At 57.0% G+C, this 17,323-nt stretch carries 7 protein-coding genes and 2 pseudogenes; 6 read left to right on the forward strand and 3 right to left on the reverse strand.

The features are described 5' to 3' along the window. The 5 genes and pseudogenes from GGD61_RS39085 to GGD61_RS39105 form a co-directional block, all read left to right on the forward strand. Positions 1 to 82, forward strand: a pseudogene (locus GGD61_RS39085) (IS5/IS1182 family transposase); the annotation flags it as partial. Positions 83 to 1,056: 974 nt separating this feature from the next. Continuing rightward, positions 1,057 to 1,959, forward strand: a complete 903-nt coding sequence (locus GGD61_RS39090) for a pantoate--beta-alanine ligase (RefSeq protein ID WP_183232409.1) — start codon at positions 1,057 to 1,059, stop codon at positions 1,957 to 1,959. Positions 1,960 to 2,253: 294 nt separating this feature from the next. Continuing rightward, a pseudogene (locus tag GGD61_RS39095) lies at positions 2,254 to 3,496 on the forward strand (cytochrome P450). A gap of 651 nt (positions 3,497 to 4,147) precedes the next feature. Next, on the forward strand, positions 4,148 to 6,379 hold the full coding sequence (locus tag GGD61_RS39100) for a hypothetical protein (protein WP_183232410.1): 2,232 nt from the start codon (positions 4,148 to 4,150) through the stop codon (positions 6,377 to 6,379). Positions 6,380 to 9,504: 3,125 nt separating this feature from the next. Then, positions 9,505 to 11,628 carry a prolyl oligopeptidase family protein gene (locus tag GGD61_RS39105; RefSeq protein ID WP_183232411.1) on the forward strand — a complete coding sequence of 708 codons (2,124 nt, stop codon included), beginning with the start codon at positions 9,505 to 9,507 and terminating at the stop codon, positions 11,626 to 11,628. A gap of 811 nt (positions 11,629 to 12,439) precedes the next feature. Here GGD61_RS39105 and GGD61_RS39110 read toward each other — a convergent pair. Further along, complete coding sequence (locus GGD61_RS39110; protein WP_246786195.1) at positions 12,440 to 13,123, reverse strand: helix-turn-helix domain-containing protein; 684 nt, start codon at positions 13,121 to 13,123, stop codon at positions 12,440 to 12,442. A gap of 705 nt (positions 13,124 to 13,828) precedes the next feature. Here GGD61_RS39110 and GGD61_RS39115 point away from each other — a divergent pair. Then, positions 13,829 to 14,095: a DUF3551 domain-containing protein gene (locus tag GGD61_RS39115; protein ID WP_183232412.1), complete on the forward strand. Its 267-nt coding sequence runs from the start codon at positions 13,829 to 13,831 to the stop codon at positions 14,093 to 14,095. A 483-nt stretch (positions 14,096 to 14,578) separates the two neighbouring features. Here GGD61_RS39115 and GGD61_RS39120 read toward each other — a convergent pair whose 3' ends face one another. Both GGD61_RS39120 and GGD61_RS39125 read right to left on the reverse strand, forming a co-directional pair. Then, on the reverse strand, positions 14,579 to 15,070 hold the full coding sequence (locus tag GGD61_RS39120) for a hypothetical protein (RefSeq protein WP_183232413.1): 492 nt from the start codon (positions 15,068 to 15,070) through the stop codon (positions 14,579 to 14,581). Between the two features lie 545 nt (positions 15,071 to 15,615). After that, on the reverse strand, positions 15,616 to 16,089 hold the full coding sequence (locus GGD61_RS39125) for an avidin/streptavidin family protein (protein ID WP_312012852.1): 474 nt from the start codon (positions 16,087 to 16,089) through the stop codon (positions 15,616 to 15,618). Between the last annotated feature and the right edge of the window lie 1,234 nt (positions 16,090 to 17,323).

The raw sequence follows: 17,323 nt of genomic DNA on the forward strand, positions 1-17,323 counted from the left end.
CGCAACTCGCTACGACAAACTTGCCAGAAATTTCTTGGCTGCCGTCCACCTCGCCGCCATCGTCGCATATTGGATCAATTGAGTCTGAACCCTAGCTGTCGAATAGCTGACCAGGCCCAGGGGTGGTCGAAAGTAAATTCCAGGCCGTTGCTGCTGTGCTGGTGAGTCCGTTGTTGATTGAAGAGTTGAGTTTGGCGAGATGGACCCTTCGTACTTGTCCAGCTTCACGGCAGACCCGCTGACGACGATGATAACGCTCCGTGTGGGGCGGGCGATTATCTGGACGTCCGGTCTGGCCTTTTTAGGTCTCGGCGTCGCACCCGCTGCCCCCGGAATTTGGCGCGCTGCTCAATGCCGGCCTTAGTTATGTGATCGGCGCTTACCCTCCGCAAAGGCGCTAGGAAGCGCGAGTTTCACGACAAGCAACAATTATGGTGCGGTTCCTGGCAGTGACGACGGTGTTTGTCAGGTCGAGAAAAGTCCACCTCGATTTCGGTTGCATGACCATTGTTCACCGACTAGTCGCAACATGCAGCTTGGCACGGTCGTTGCTGTCATTGCTGTTAAAAATGAGGTCGCATCAAGGAAAGGCTTAGGGCGCGTGTGAGAGATCAACATGTCCGCAAGAAGCCGGTTCGGTCCATTCTGAAAAGAGGCGTTGAAGTACCGCATTGGGTTCGAGCGAGAGCGATGTGGATTGGCTATAAGAGCGGGGAGAGAAATGGAGCTTCTCGACATTGGGCGCGGCCCGGCGATCTGGGCTTTGTCAGCGTTGATGGGGCCAGGTGAACACGTCCAGCGAGCGGCAGTGACTAGAATTCGGCTGTCGTGCTCAAGCCGAGACCTACAGGGGCAAGCGTAATCGCAAGTGCTTCATCGGCGAATCTGATTTCCCGTTGCGACGCTATACCTTCAATCGCGCCAAGCTCTACGGAGCGACGTCGGTCGAGCAGATCTGTCTGAGGCAAACCTCATCTGTCCCGGGAGCGAGAGGGCGAGTTTCATCGGGCCAAGCTCGATTTACTTTTTGGCGCTCAAAAGGACTGGAGTACGAAAATGCATCTGGCATGCCTTTCCGCAGGTAAAACGTTCATCCGCGAGGTAGCGCGGACAGGGCAGACTATCGGGACGGTACATACGTTCGGCGCCTTGCATCGTGGGCAGGCAGAACTGATCAGAAGAGCAGCAGTGGAAAATGACGTGGCCATTGTCACGGTCCACCCGAACAAGATCCAGCTTAGATCAGGTGGGAGTTGCGATTTCAATTTAGATGAGGATATTGGGCTTGCGTTACGGTCCGGGGCAACTGCCGTGATTTCATCCAACGATACCGAGATGTTCCCGCCTGGCTATCGAACCGTTATAGCGCAGGGTGATGGTCATTTGCGGTTAGGAGGGCCCGATACCTGTTTGGATGAGGCCGTTACTGGAGCAATCCGCTGGATCTGCTATGCGCGGCCAACTCGCAGCTACTTCGGCTTGAAAGATATCGGCCGGGCGATCCTGGTGAAGCGCGCCGTCGCGGACCTGCTTCTGGATTGCGAGATAAGGTTTGTGCCGACGGTGAGATACAAGAACGGAGTGCCTATTTCGTCGTGCTTGAGGCGATTTAATCCTTCTGAGCTTGATGAGCTGTCGTGCCTTTTCACTACGCTGAACGATGTGAGGAAGGAGATCGCGCGAGGGGTATCAAGCGTCAAGGACCTCGTGGCGTCGACCACTCCGCAGACCAAGTTCCGTCTCTTCAAGCTCGATTTTGTTCGAATTCTCGACGCTGACAGTTTCGAAGACCTGGCGCAAGCCAAGCTCCCTCTCATCATTTTTGGAGCGGCGACGGCTCATGGCCTTAAGATCTTCGATAGTATCTACGTTCCAGATCAGGATACTCTCGTGAAGGGCCCTTCGGATATCTGGATCGACCTGCCAGAACGGTGCTGGCCAGACGATTGTACATTATGACCTTGCCAAACGTATCCGCGCCGGACGTATCTCAAAGGCCGGTGTATTCAGCTTGATGGTGGCTCCAGCGCATGGCCATCTCTATCCAGCGCTGAGAGCTCTCGCTGGCTCGTTGAGTAGATCGACTCGAAATCAATGCGTGTCTCCCTGCCGGATATGGTAGGGCGGGCTAGCTGCCGTGAGTGGTATGTTGGTCGAGCGGCGCGTCGCAGCCAAGCGCCTGCGGCAGCTCGAACCGATAAAATCGCGCGCTTAGACTGCAAACTCGCGAGCGCAAAATTTGCAGAGATGATCATGACGAGGCTATCGGAAGATTATAGGGCTGGGGATTCGTGCGTTGTCCCGCTGAGCAAGCTGGATGTAAGCGACGGCAAGCGCTTTCAAGACGTCAGCATATGGGCTTGCTTTGAGCGCTTACGAAAGGAAGATCCCGTTCACTACTGTCAAGACAGCGCTCATGGTCCATATTGGTCCGTGACGAAATACCGAGATATCGTAGCCGTAGACACGGACCACAGGGCGTTCTCGTCAGAACAAGGGGTCACGATTGTCGACATGCCTGGCCAGCACTGGACCCCTAGTTTTTTATCAAGATGGGGCCCCCAAGCACGCCGAGCAGCGCAATACCGTAAGTCCGATCGTGGGGCCGGAAAGCTTGACGAAGCTCGAAGGCTTGATCCGGTCCCGGGTCAAAGCGATCCTCGCGGGCTTGCCGCGCAACGAGGCCTTCAACTGGGTGGATATGGTCTCCATAGAGTTGACGACGCAAATGTTGGCGACGCTATTCGACTTTCCATTTGAGGATCGACGACTGCTAACCTATTGGTCGGATGTCGCTGTTACAGCGCCGGAAGCAGGCCAAACAATCGACAGTTGGGAGAAGCGAAGCATCATTTTGTCCGAGTGCCTGGAATATTTCACCCGGCTTTGGAACGAGCGCATCAAAGCCGAGCCCCGCCTCGACTTGATCTCGATGATGGCGCATTCGCCAGCCACGCGCCGTATGGCGCCGAGTGAGTTTCTCGGAAATCTGATTTTGCTGATTGTTGGGGGCAATGACACCACGCGCAACTCGATTACGGGTGGCCTCCTATTCATGAATCAATACCCCTCCGAGCTGCTGAAGTTAATTGATAATCCCCAGCTGGTCTCAAGCGCCGTTTCCGAGATTATTCGGTACCAAATGCCAATTTCCCATATGCGCCGCACTGCGGCGATCGACAGCACCGTGGGCGGAAAACAGATCAGGGAGGGCGACAATGTCGTTATGTGGTATATCTCCGGTAACAGGGACGAAGAGATCTTTGAGAATGCCAACAATTTCGTGATCGATCGCAAGCATGTGAGGCAGCATGTCTGGTTTGGATTCGGCATCCATCGCTGTCTTGGTCGGCATCTCGCGCAACTGCAGTTGAGAGTGCTCTGGGAGGAGATCTTGGCTGAAAAATTGTGGTTCAAGGTGGTTGGCGAACCCGAGCCGATTGCGTCAAGCTTCGTGCATGGCTATTCCGCTCTCCCCGTGCGGTTTGCAGCGTAAGTCCGAATCGCTCTGCTTCGCGCAGGCGACAGTCGACAGGCGGCATGGGTAGGCCGTCCTGGACCATGCTGAGTGTTTGCAGGCAATGCAGATCGGCTGATCGATGCGAACATTGCTGAAAGTCGAAAGGCCAATTGCCGGCCTGGCAGACGCTTGGAAGGACCTGCTAGAAGGAATAGGTGAGTTGGGCGTCTCCACTCGCCAACGCTTGGCATGCCGATAATTGAACCTCAACAGCTACTCCGCTGCGGATGTCTGGGCTGCCTTTAATGGCCGGAACCGTGGACCCCGATGACCTTAAGTTTGAAAATTGTAGCTGTGGCAGCGATTTTCCTTGCAGAAGCGATTCATATTCGCCGGGTTGAGTGCCCCCAAGGCAATTTGGAAAGACCAATGGCGATCTGAAGCTGCTTGGCCGATGTTGTTCCTGGCATGCTTGGGTGGCATCCTCCTCGTTTTCGGATGCGCGCTGAGCTACATGCATATGAATAACATCGCTGTCATCAGGAACATTCGGGTTACAACGGACCTCGAACCCCGGCGACACCGAGGCTTCTTGTGCATCCCAAGAACGCTTTTGGTCAGCTAGTCGTCAGTCACGCAGTCTATCCAGATGGGCTGCACATTCGTGACTTTTATCGGAGACCAAGTATGACAGGCATTGGCCGAGCCGGCGCATCGGAAGTGGGGGCCGCAGGAGACGAAAGCACCGCGGAAGCCAGCCGTTCGGCTCAGGATCCCGGCCTTCTCCCGGGAGGACGCAATCATTCCTTCGACGCCGTCGTGGAGCGGATGCGCACAGCGTCACAAGGCAGAGCTGCGGTGCTTGGCAGCCCAAGCGCGAATGTGGCGGCGCCAACGCGCAACGAGATTAAAGCCGCAAGACGAAAATTGGACAGCTTGCTTGGCGAGTTTGAGGCTAGCCGTCAACCGGCCACGCGTGCCCAGAGCCTGCCAGAGGCGCAGGAGCTGATCGATCAAGCTGTCAAAGCAGGCACAACAGTTCTGGAGTACTACGCGGATCTGCCGGCCAATTTGGCGCGCCGCATCCTACCCGACGATCAGGCTCGCCGGCTTCGCGATGACACTGTTGCCGCGGCGGACAAGTGTAACGAAGTGGCTACAAAGATTATTTACAACCTCGAGAGCAGGAGAAAGAAAGCAGTAGCCCTGCTCGAAGATGTCAAAGATACGGCTCCGCCGGATCAGTTAAGCCGCCTCGTTGCAGGCGTCGCGAACCAGTATGCTGCCTGCATGGATTGGTGGGGAAAAAAGGCATTGCGCTTAGAGCGAATGCAGTCCGTTTGTGCGGTTACTGCGGGCTTACCGAGCAGCACGGCTGATATGCGCAGGGCCGAAGCAGCTGAACTCAGGCTCAATTCGGGCTGGGCGCTCAATACGAAGTGCATGTATCTGCAACAGAGGATCGCCCTTGCGGAGTTCTTGATTGAACAGCGAGTGAACACGCTCGTACCGAGCGTGCGCGATGCACTCCTGGACGAGAGCGGGCAGGTGCGTCTGCTCGGGACCTTCATTCAGGAAGTTTTTCCGGCATTCGTGTCGACGGCAGACGCCGTACTAAACAGCGATGGGGCAGTGCTCGATGCGGAGCACCGCGCCGTTCTTGAAGGAGTAATGGAGCGGCTTTCGGAATTTGCGTCGGGGCTGAGCGGCATCGTTTCCAGTCTGAGGGGAACCGAAACGGAAGCTGACCTTCCGCTGCAGGTGCTGGACCAGATTGTGGAGGGTGCATGGGCGACAGCGAACGATGTCATGCGGCTGCTGGCGTTGCAGCCAACGCTGGTCACGATTCAACCGCCTGATACGGCTGCGCTGCCTGGAAATGTCGGGGTCGTGGGCGAAGCCAATTTGGGCCGCAGAAAGGGCAAAGAAAGGCGCGCAGCGGCCGGAGGCGAGGGGCCCTCAACGGCCAGCTTATCCGAACCGCAACTCGCAAGGACCGATACCTCTCCAGCTCCGACGCGCAAGGTTATCGTGCGCTCCGATCTCGGGACGAAGAAGCTCGCCAGCGAGCAGGAAGTACGCGCCTCTTCCGCTGCAACCGAGCACCTTCAGATGTGGCAGGCACCGCCTTCTAAGGAAGCCCTGGCGGGACTACTTGAGCGATTGGACAAGCTGCTGCAGTTCGATCTGCCGGCTGAGCAAAGGACTGTCTCGCAAACGCGGCAGATGAAGCCGGAGGATGCCGAACACGTCTTGGATCGCGTTATTACGCGCTTGCAGACGCAGGCTGACGAAATTGAGGCTTGTGTAACGGCGCTGCACGAGCCTCGCCGGCGTGGCCTGCTCACGCCTTCGCAAGTGCCCGAAGTGCACGACAAGTTAATCCGGCTCAACGGAATGCTCTCCGAGCTGCAGGGCCAGGCAACCTCATTGAAAGCGCGGAAGGCAGCAATCACGAGCGATTGCATGAAGACCTACTCGTTTCCATCGCAAAACTATCTCGAACAGTTGCGCGCGGCGGGGGAACTGGAGTCAGTAGGCGCCCCGCACGCGTTGAAGGGCGAGCCAGGTAAGCTATTCGAGATCAAGCTGCAGCCCAAGACACTGCGTAGCGGTGCGATGCCAAGGCCGATGTGGGTGCACATTCATACCGAGCGGCCGGTTCATGCCTGGCAGTTGGCAACGCTTAGCAATCGCGAATTGTCCGCATGCCACGTGAAGTCCGACGAACAGCGCGGATACAACAAGCATTGGCAGAGCGCTCGAGCCGCCGAGGGCCACGACAAAGTCGTGATACACCGCGGCAAGCTCACTCCTACATTTTTTCGGTCCTTGTTGAGCACCGCCGCTGGCCGGCCGTCGCAGCTCCTTCCCGATCCGGAACACGTTTCAGCGCAGATGGCTCAACTGCGGATCTAATGAGCTCGTTATCTCGCGTTGGTGAGCCATTCGGTGGCAGCATTCATGCCTACGGATCGACATGACGCGTTACCTGAGCAGCGCCGAGCTTCTTCGGCTTGTCGAAAAGAATGGAGCTTCGAGAGTGCACCTCAGGGCTGGCTTATCAGTCCGGACGATCGGAAGAAGCTGCCGTTCCGAGGACCGGCGCTCGACCGAGAATCTATGCTGATGAATGTTGCAGACGGAAAGCATGTAACTGACGTAGAACTCCGCTTACGTGCCTTCTCCTGGCTGCTCCCGGCAAGCGGACGCGCAAAGCCCCCGCGAGCTTCGACCGATTGTGGACGGTGCGCGGGCATAGGGAGCCGAGCATCCCGGTCACTTTGACGTATCGGACCGAGCGTTGCACAATGAAGCTGCCTGTTGCTGTACTTGCATAAGGCTACGACGGCCCCAGCATCACGCCTCCTTGGTCCCCGAAAGATGCTGGGTCTCGTCCTTTCTAAGCTTCTCAACTCGACTAAGTCGGAAATGCTTGCTTCGGCTGCAGGCGCGCCCAGCCGCCCAACACATGGCGCATGGTCAGTCCTAGTTTGCTTCAGTCGCTTCACGAGCGTCGGCGCCACCCGGAGAGCAAGCCTCCGCGGGTCGATCAATTTGGCGGAGGCTGTCCATTGCGTCAAACCCCGAGCTCACGACAGCGATCCGGAGAAGCCCAGCGGCCATGGTGGAGCCAACTCAAGCCGTCAGAACTGAAAAGCTGGCTGCTCTGAGCGTCGTCCCAATGTGCCGCGAGGGGGGAGCCGGGTTCTGAGGCTTCGGACTGGGACATTCGGAGTCGGAAATCGTGAAAGCGTCATCACGGCCAAGCCCTGCCAGATCCTTATTGACAAGCCGCTTCGGATGTCGATGACCGATAAAAGAGAGCGCTGTGCTCGAGCGCTCTGAGACATCATCGGACAGACATCTGGCGATGGAGAACCCATCCATTTCGCCGATAGATCTGATCGACAGAATCGATTTTACCGCTTGCAGCATCGTCAGCTAGACCCTCGTGGAAGGGTGGGGCAAACCTAAGGAAGCGATGGTCGAATGAAAAAGTCTGTGTTGGTAACAGCGAGCGCTCTCGCGCTGGCAACGGCAGCGGTTCCTCCTTTTGCTGCAACACTAAGTGCCGAACCACTCAACAACGGAGTTCAGGTAGCCGATACGTCATATCCTCAATGCGCAGATGACCCGTTGGACGGCATCTGCGATCTGTTTTTTTGTTTGACCGATCCCTCGTGCGTACGACACTGACTGCTAAGCACGAATCACAGCAGAGATGAGGATCGAGCCTCGGGCGGCCGCTTGTTTGGACAGCGGCCGCATCCTCACATACGCTCACGCGTTCAGAAGGGTAAAGCCTAAGAAGGCTGAGTGATTGCTCGCTGCTGGCAAGTTGTTGACGACCGCCAAATCGGGGGCTGCCGCATTGGCGAAGTCGCGTGCCGGAGTCCTTTCAAATGATGCTATGTTCCGAAGCATCTTTTGCCTAAAGTAAAAACTCAGAGTTTCAGGATGGAAGCTTCCGGGCCACACCTGACCGCATTTATCAGCGCCGATACGCGCATTGTTGATCTCCTGGTGTCATCCCAAACCTGTTTGGCTATGGCTGGCGTGGAGGTCGCGACTCACGACGGACAGGCAAAGACAAATATGCGAATCTGTGCATTGGTCAGCTGGCCTGCAGGTTTTTGTGCTGTTGTGGCGAGTGTGCGACAAGGTTTAGGGCGCCGCGCACGACCTGACGAGGACTCGACCCGTTCCGCCTCGCCGTGCTGCGTCCGCCGCAAAGGAGCCAATGAGTGAGGTCTTCATCGCCAAGGCGCTTACGGCCGCCCAGCGCGCCTGTGGCGGGTTCTTGCGCGCGAGCAAGACCAGCTCGATAGGTGCTCCACCTGCGGCGGCGAAGCCGTCGCAAGCGAGTGGGCGAGCCGTCCGTCCCGCGATCACCGGTCCCGCCGCACCTTTCCCCGTCCACGGGACGATCGTCTCGGCTATTGAGTAGGAGCGATTTCTTCACCTCGTCAGGTGATCAGTCGCTTTGCGTAACAGAGCGACTGCGTGTTCGTATTTTTCGGGTGCCAACCCTGTTGGTTGGCCCTACCAGATCTGGGCGTTTTTCATGCAGAACGTCCACCGTAGGGTGACGGCGAGTCGCATGCACATAGACGTGTGCAGCAAGCTTTGAAGCGCGGGAAGAGTGCTATGACGAACATCAATCTCAGCTCCCAATTCTATTCTATTGAGGACGCTCGCATAAGGCGAGCCATCATCAATCGGAAAATGACGGAATGGAGCGTGACCCCGCGACCTCGAGGCTCCCAGATGATACGTGGAATGAAACCGATTGCGGGGATGGTTGTAGCCATAAGGCGCGCGCTTGCCATTTCCGATCTCGACCGGTGCTGCGCAATCTGGTGGCTCTACCGCATCCATTTCGGGTTCACGGGTGACGTGATGTTGGGGCTCGCCGCGGTCACTGTTGCCCAGGAGAGATCCCGCTGCGGAATCTAGGAGCGTGGCATCGGGTGTAGACCGGCTCACTCACCGTACCCGCCGCGGGTGACGCGTTTGGCTGGCGGACAAACCGCACCAATCGCCTCGAGTGTCTTTCTAATAACGTGGCCGCAAGTCACATCGAGCGCCGCGGTCTGCGCGGGGGGGGGGGCATTCATGGTGCCGTCCAACAAGGGCTGCAGGCCCCGGACGTCGAACCTGGTGCTCGCACTTCACGCCATAGGTTAGAACTGTTTCGGCGGATGTGCTGCCCCAAGCAGAAAATGTGAGCGTCCGAAGGACGAAGAGCAAGCGATCGTCGATGACGAGGACGATGAGCAAGGTGGCCGCTGCGCAACATGCGGTCGCTACTAAGAACCGGATTGTCGGGTTTGGGACCAACGTCCAAAGCCTGACACTTACATGGGCTGGAAAAGCTGGGGAACTTCGCAGTTTCAAACGGCACGCTGTTTGCACCATCAACAGCCAGCGGACGTAGTTCCCGCATGCCTGCTCCTAGAAACCGAGTACGCATCTTCCGAATGCTCCCACTTACTTAGCAAGACGCCCAAGCCCGCCTCGCCAACTTCAGGACAACTTCCATGAAAACTTCGCTTTTTCTGGCAGCATCGCTATCCATGAGCTGTTTGATGACTGCGGGACTGTCCCAAACACTAGCGTCTTCGACGATGGCCGACGATCCTTTTTTGTGGCTTGAGGACGTCGGAGGGCCGCGCGCATTGGCTTGGGTGCAGGCCGAGAACAATAAAACGCTCAGTGCTCTCCAATCTGACCCGCGTTACCAGCGCTTCTACGGCGAAGCGCTCCACATACTCCAGGCCAAAGACCGGATTCCGTACGTTTCGCTGGGAAAGCTTGGACTCAACAATTTCTGGCAGGACGAAAGCCAGCTGCGCGGCGTCATGCGGCGTACTACCCTTGAAAGCTATCGAACTCAAAGCCCACGATGGGAAACCGTTCTCGACGTCGATGCTCTGGCGGACGCAGAGAACAAGAACTGGATCTTTAAAGGCGCGAGCTGTCTTCCGCCCGAAGAGCGCCTGTGCTTGCTTCGGCTTTCAGAGGGAGGAAAAGACGCTGTCTTCGTCCGGGAGTTCGACGAAGTCGCCAAAACCTTCGTCACGAACGGCTTCGAACTTCCTGAGGGAAAGCAGGAAGTCACTTGGGTAAATAGCGATACAGTCCTAATTGCTCGTGATTGGGGCGAAGGGACCACGACAAAATCCGGTTATCCTTACGTTGTAAAAGAGCTCAGGCGCGCTCAGCCGCTCGCCGAAGCGCACGAGGTCTTCCGTGGCGAGCCGACGGATGTCGCCGTCATGCCATTCGTGCTGCGCGACAGTGAAGGCAGGGTCCATGCGACCGGTGCCGACCGCATCATCCGTTCATTCGAGCACGAGTATGTACTCTTTGCGCCCGAGCCGATTAAGCTCAATTTGCCGAAGAAGTCGACCATCGGCGGTATCGCGAGTGGTCGCCTGCTGGTGACGCTGAACGAAGAGTGGATGCCACCATCCAGAGACACAAGCTTTTCAGTCGGTTCGATCATCTCGTATGACCTCGCCGAATGGAAGCAGGATCCGCTGCGCGCCCGACCCACGCTCGTTTTCAAGCCGGGGCCTCGACAAGCGCTGGGCGGGTTCACCGCGACAAGAAATTTGTTGATCCTCACGATTCTTGACAACGTTCAGAGCAGGGCGTTCGTTTACGAGTATCGCCAGGGCACGTGGCTGACCAGGCCGATCCCGCTTCCAGAGAACGCGAGTGTTGGTCTGGCTGCCGCGTCGCATGAAACGGACGAGGCGATGTTCGCGGTCTCCAGCTTTCTTAGCCCGACGATGCTGTGGTACTTCGACGGTGCAACCGAACGCCTCGAGACAGTGAAGACGACTCCTCCTAGGTTCGATGCCTCGAGAATTGTCGTCGAACAGTTCGAGGCAATCTCGCGCGATGGCACCCGCATTCCCTACTTTCTCTTACGGCCTAAAGGAGCAAGGTTTGACGGGTCAACTCCGACGCTTCTCAGTGGCTACGGTGGGTTTCAGATTCCGCTCGTCCCCTTTTACGCCGGCCTCACGGGACGCCTCTGGCTCGAGCAGGGCAACGCGTATGTTGTCGCGAACCTGCGCGGAGGCGGTGAGTTCGGGCCCCAGTGGCACCAGACTGCTCAAGGAGCAACGAAGCAGCGCACATGGGATGACTTTATCGCCGTCGCGGAGGACTTGATCCGGCGCAAGATCACTTCCCCCCGCCGGCTGGGCGTCGTCGGGGGTAGCCAAGGAGGTCTCTTGGTAGGAACCGCAATTACCCAACGACCCGACCTCTTCAATGCGGCCATCGTCCAGGTTCCGCTGCTCGACATGCTTCGGTTCACTAAGCTGGGTGCCGGTGCCTCCTGGATCGGCGAGTATGGCGATCCCACCGTTCCCGAACAGTGCAAATGGCTCGAAGCCTACTCGCCCTACCAGAGGTTGGTGCTAGGCAAGACCTACCCAGCCCCCTTCATTCTCACCTCCACCAAGGACGACCGTGTGCATCCAGCGCATGGCCGCAAGGCGGCGGCGAGGCTCGCCGCATTGGGCCAACCGTATCTCTACTATGAGAATGTCGATGGGGGGCATAGCGCCGCCGCCAACCCCATTGAACAGGCGCGCCAGGTCTCTTTGGAATATACTTACGCGTCCCGGCGACTCGTCGATGAGTGATGTGGAAGAATAAACTTTACCTTCAATGCTGACCCTTGGCGGAGGAAGTTATCGGGGAACGGCGTCGCCAAGCTCGTCTTTGGCGCAATCTCCGCAGGCTTGGTGTCTCCCCGGGCAAATCCGAGCGATCAGCAACGCTTGCCAGTATCGCCTATCAGTCCGGGCAGGCCACCCAAGGCCCGGTTTCTCATTGTTATCCAGGAGGTATTTCGTCTGACGAGCCCTTCAGGGCAGAGTCGGTGCGTGAGCCTCTCGATCCCTCGACTTCACGAGTGCGGATTTGGCTAGGGATAGCGCTTTTTCTCGTCAAGCTGTGTCAGGGCAGCAGGGGAAGAGCATGTCTGAGGGGTGCACGAAGTTTCTCGGGAAATTGAGGGGTGTTGATAGCCCACCATATCTCTGCCTGAATGCGCATCGACGCGTCAGATTCCGGTAAGCTACCACAGATACAGAGCCCTTGGGGTTAACGGGATGTGGCAGGGACAGCGCTATTGCTCCAGATCAATTAGCGCCGAGTCACCTTTCCGGTAGTCTCAACGGCAGTGCGGATGTGGTAGGGACTAGTTGGCCCGGATTCAGCCCTCGGGTCGGTTAGCACCGAGCCGCGCCCGCACTGCTTTACTCTCGCTCTAACAGATCGCGGTGGTTATCTCGACGTTATTCAGAATTACGCGTTCGAAGGTCAGCACACGACCTGAAGAACTGTGAGACATGTACTTCTACTTCTGGTGCGAGGCGCCGGCCGACAAGCCCGTCGCTGCGCGCTTTAGACTTGTCCGCAGGTTGCGGCTTGCGCGCCGCGGTCCGGCGCTCAACTTTGCAGGCCGAAACTAGCGAGCCGCTGCCGGTCTAGAATCACGATCTCACGTTGAGTATTGCCGACGAAATCAAGAACGCCAACATTGTGCAATTGCGACACTACGCGCGAGACGGTCTCGATGGTCAAGCCAAGGTAATCCGCGATGTCTCGGCGAGACATTGGCAACGACATAACATCAGCAGCCATCAGTCGCGAATCCATCTCATGTAAGAAAGCGGCAACGCGCTCGAGAGCGGTCTTACGTCCAAGCAGCATCATTTGGTTCTCCGCGTGCTGCAGTTTCCTCGTGGTCATGCAGAGCAAGGTGCGCCAAACAACGGCGTCAGTGTGGGCGATTGCATCAAGAGCCTGCCTTTTGATCAGCCGAACAGTGCTCTGCGCAACGGCTTCCGCGCTGAACCGGTGTACCCCACCGTTGTCGAATCCAAAAATGTCACCTGGTAAATGAAAGGCGCTAATCTGGCGTCGCCCATCGGGCAGCAGTTTGTAGGCTCGTACCGCTCCATTCATGACCTGATAGACATACTCGGCGGATTCACTCTCGATGTAGATCGTCCTACCCTTCTTATAGGTGAATTCACTCGAGCTGACGGCCGGATTGGACGCGCTGGATATCCCGAGCTCATTGAGCGCGTTACGAGAAGATCCTTGGCCTCGGGTCATGCTTACAAGCATAGTCCGACACTCCTAGACCACTAGAGAATAACTACATAGGGACTGAATCGATCGTTGTTCAATGTCGAGGCAAATCTGCACGCCTCCCGAGCATTGTACCAAGCGTATATGAAAAGGAGAAGTCGTATCGTTGCCGCGTGTGCCTGCACTCGTCATCGCGGCACACCCGCGGCCCGTTTTGCATAGATTGGCAATCTATGTTGAACTGATGCTAACTTACCTCAACCCGCCGTGACTGCCCTACGTGAACAAGCGTTGCACCGCAAACAGAAGCCGCTGTCAGTCTTCGGCCAGCCTGCGCGATCGAGCGCGCGCGGTAGGGAATCGCCGCAAAATGTCCGATGACGCTCCAAAGCTGCTCTATAGCGTTCTTTCATGAGAAGTGCGAGAGGCAGCAAATGGTAACGTTCTCCACCGCCAGAACGTCGAACGATGTGGCGAGCACTGTTCATCACGGGGATCTTAGCGAATGTAACCGTCGTGCAGTTTTGCTAAGCGCGCCCGCACAAACATGCCGAAACGCGCCTAGAAGCGTCTTGCTGATCGCGAAATTAGCAGGAAAGCTGCGAAGATTTGATGGAGGTTTGAGAAGTCTCTTTCCGGTATTAACCCGCGAATGACCGCAGCAATCGCATTGACTAAAATCAACGCCTGCGGTTCAGATCATTCTATTCTCTGGTGCACTTCACCGAGGCAAGAGGTTTCATGCGCTACCTTCTTCTTATCGGAGTGCTCGCACTTCCTATCTTCGTCGGCTCGGGATCGCGTTCGACCGCTGGTTCGCGGGCCCATTCGTACACGCTACCGGTGCGCCAGGACGTCTATTGTCTGCAGGGACGCCATTGGGGATATCCAGGCAATTGCCAGTTCTCGACCTATGAGCAATGCGTGGCTACTGCATCGGGTACAGACGCCTATTGCGGTATCAATCCGACCTATGCTTTCGAGCGGCAAGGAAGACAGTCGCGCTGATGGCAGCTCGGATCTGCAAAGCTCCATGGCAGCGCGGAAATTCGTCGAGATAGCACTCAAAGATGCCGAAAATGATCAGGCGATCAGACTTAACATGCGTGAACCGGCTGCGGCTGTCGAGCGGGGCTGGCGGTCGTAAGCCGGTTGGCAACGGGTCGCCCTGCGCGCTGCGCTGGGCGGCCCACTGCTCTGATTGGCAAGCCCGAGCAATGGATACACTCGGTCGCGAGCTTCCTCCGAGCAGAAATGCGGCGCCCGAGCGTTTGCATTCGCTGCTATCCTGCTCGTTGTCGCGATGCGACACAGTCAAGCATCCCCAGGGAGATCGGCTCGGCTAACGGCTATATGTCGCTGGCTGACACATTGCTCTTTAACGCGCCCCCGTGCCACCTTTCGTTCTCCTTGGAAGTTGCCGTTCTAATCGTCCGGTGGCTGGTCTCACGCAATCCATTCTGAGTTTGCACTTTTCACTTTTCGGGCCATTCAGCCTTGCGTCGGCCCGAAGTTGCTCGCCATGAATTGCTCCTGGGTCCATTGCTTTAGCGCATCGTCATTCAGTACCGAGTTGACCAGGGCATTCCAATTCTCACCAGCCTCTCTCCATTTCGCTTTTCGCTCCGGAATGGTCCGCAGCAATCGAAATGCGGTCGTTGCCATCTTGTTTGCCTCTTTCCCTTCCGCAGACTCTCGTATCAAGTCTTTGAATAACTGCTCGGGAAAGGTCCAGCTGGCGCCCGTGAAGCGGTCGGCAAACATGTATTCGAACGAAGCGCGAAACACGACCGCCGCTAACGCGTCCTCATATTCTGATCCTGCGCTGCGCAGGTCGAACCAGTGCAGCAGCCTTGGAATGGCTGCAGCAGGCGAAAACTGGCAGTCGCCTAGAGTGAGAGAGACGAACATATAGGCGATGTCGGTTTGAAGTTCGTCGTCCAGAGACACGTACCAACGTTTGATCGCTTCGATAGGAGCCATGTGAAATTGCTATGAAAACGTTAGAAAATCAGGTGAGTCCATCCACGCGCTTGTTAGCCTAGCGCTGCTTCTCAATAGGCCTGACTGTCCGCAGCAGCAGGCCAGTTCCTCTAGGGCCCCCCACTTCTCATCGACTATGGCGCTGCGCAATCAGGCGGGGCGCCGCCGTCCTCCGCAGATCAATGTGGTCCTGGCAGAAGAGAAGCATAAAACAAAGGTGCCCGTGCTGGCCCGCCAAAGAGGGCCTCTCGCTCCGTTGTCCTCGCATTCGGTGGAGCAACCACTTTCATGATTGGTCTGAACGGCGCAACCAAGAATGATGTAGTTAGCTCAATTTGTTGACCCGCTAAGCGCTCAGCAACTGCTGCTCCTTGCGGGTATTTACACCTTCAATGTGTGTGCTGGCGCCTCTTCCAGCCAGTGAGCCACTCCGCTAATGCAACTAACAAGCGTTGCAAACTCCGTCGCATAGAGATTGTAAGAAACAGGCCGGTCTGAGTTCTTCCTGCTGCGCCGCAACTGTCTGCAGCCATAGGTCAACGAATTTACCAAACGCGCGTGAATGTATCCGTACCCTTCGTCTTAAGAGGCTTGCCGTTCTTATCAACATAGAACAGCGTCCACGACGTAGGCATGACCGATCCCTTAACCGTCCCGATCCACCTTGTAAAGGAATTGCACTGTGCGAAGGTCACAACAAAATATAGTCCGGTTTGACTAGCGGCTCCGGATGCTGGATATGGAATGCCCTGGCACGCAAATCCTTGAGCGTGGTTTGTGAAGGTCGCTTGTATCGCCCCGCCATTGGCGGACCAAACAAACAGTTCTGACCCTCGTTCATTCTTCCAGTATGAGGGCGCAGGAAGTCCCTGCGCCGTGGCCTCTGCGGAAAGAAAAAACGAGTAGGCGAGAAGCAAGAATCCCAGAAGTCTCATCATATCGCAGCCCCAACAGAAATTGGCGAAAGTAGCAACCCGCATCACGAATTTGCTACAGGTTGAGGTCACGTTCGCTGCCATTATGTGGTGTTCACCGATGGAATGCTGCTTGTATAGCGAGTTTGCGCTGAATTGCGGCGCACCCTCTTCGAGTGCCGAGACGCTCCTCGCTAAGCAGCAAATTCCGTAAACGTCGATCGTCTACAGGAATGGAGCCGGCGGCATTATCTGCGCGCCGTATTACGCGCCCAATTGGCGAGCGACAACGGCTCTCGTATTTTGCAGCTATCATCCCAGTGGCTCCCCGTTTTGTGAATTGGCCCTTCACTTACGCCGATAACAATTTGACGCAGCCAGGTTTGGGTATGTTGATCAGGGGACCATCAAAAAGATGTTGACTTGTCGAAGAGCCGGTCAGAGGTGTCCCATAGCACAGCCATTGCAGCGGGGATGAGAGCCCTATAGGTGCGGCTTCGCCGCCGAAGCACGGCCGATACCGATGCTCCTCCATTGAAAGTCATCGGATCGCGTGTTTGCGACGTCATCCCGTGATGGTGCAAAGCTCTTCCAGCGCCAGTCCATTCGCGCGCTGACCGCCGGCCGAGGACGCTCGGCCGCCGCTGACCGGATCTCGCGTTTTGAGCATGCTGATCTCCCTGCCATGCCGCCACTGAACACATTCGGCGGCCGCGTTCGAGCCCGACAGGGAATGGGTCCGGTCGCATTTTTAAGCGAGGTAGTTGGCCCATTGGCGTCCCGAGGATCATCCTCCCGTTGAATAGCCGATGAGAGGGTGGATCAACGGGACCGAAAGGAAGAGAACTTGTCACGGATCTGTGAAACGATCCGGGTCAACTGCGGCTTGGCCGCCATGCGTGCACCTGCGTCCGGTACGCCGTTTGCAACCACAGCAATGACGAGGCATCGCTCCCATACCGCCGAAGGGCTTCATCGACCGCGAGGAGGTCGGGTCTTGAAACAGGCCCCGCCGCAATTGAGGGCCGCGGAGCCGTCTCGTTTTGCACATCTGGCGATGCATTGCTCTCGAGAGCGACGGCCTCGTCAGCTTATGGAAAGCCTATCCATAATAGGATCAGCTCAATTGATTTCTCGGACAAGAGGCTAGCATGGACCCGAACAATTTCGATCCAGCCAATGTAACCGCTTGGTCTCAGGCGCAGCTCGCCGGCTTGGGCGAGCACCAGGAGGGCCATGAGGCACTAGCAGGCTGTTGAAAAAGGCACTCGCCGTCGACCGGTGACCGTGATTCATTGGCTCCGACGAGATTCGGAGATGGTGCGTGCGCGGCGGGGAC

The organism is Bradyrhizobium sp. SBR1B (assembly GCF_014198205.1).
Lineage (GTDB): Bacteria > Pseudomonadota > Alphaproteobacteria > Rhizobiales > Xanthobacteraceae > Bradyrhizobium.

What these genes read in the sequence shown, in the direction of transcription:
- GGD61_RS39090 (WP_183232409.1), top strand. Translation starts at nt 1,057, where the DNA reads ATGCATCTGGCATGCCTTTCCGCAGGTAAAACGTTCATCCGCGAGGTA.
- GGD61_RS39125 (WP_312012852.1), bottom strand. Translation starts at nt 16,089, where the DNA reads ATGGCAGCGAACGTGACCTCAACCTGTAGCAAATTCGTGATGCGGGTT.
- GGD61_RS39110 (WP_246786195.1), bottom strand. Translation starts at nt 13,123, where the DNA reads ATGCTTGTAAGCATGACCCGAGGCCAAGGATCTTCTCGTAACGCGCTC.
- GGD61_RS39105 (WP_183232411.1), top strand. Translation starts at nt 9,505, where the DNA reads ATGAAAACTTCGCTTTTTCTGGCAGCATCGCTATCCATGAGCTGTTTG.
- GGD61_RS39115 (WP_183232412.1), top strand. Translation starts at nt 13,829, where the DNA reads ATGCGCTACCTTCTTCTTATCGGAGTGCTCGCACTTCCTATCTTCGTC.
- GGD61_RS39120 (WP_183232413.1), bottom strand. Translation starts at nt 15,070, where the DNA reads ATGGCTCCTATCGAAGCGATCAAACGTTGGTACGTGTCTCTGGACGAC.
- GGD61_RS39100 (WP_183232410.1), top strand. Translation starts at nt 4,148, where the DNA reads ATGACAGGCATTGGCCGAGCCGGCGCATCGGAAGTGGGGGCCGCAGGA.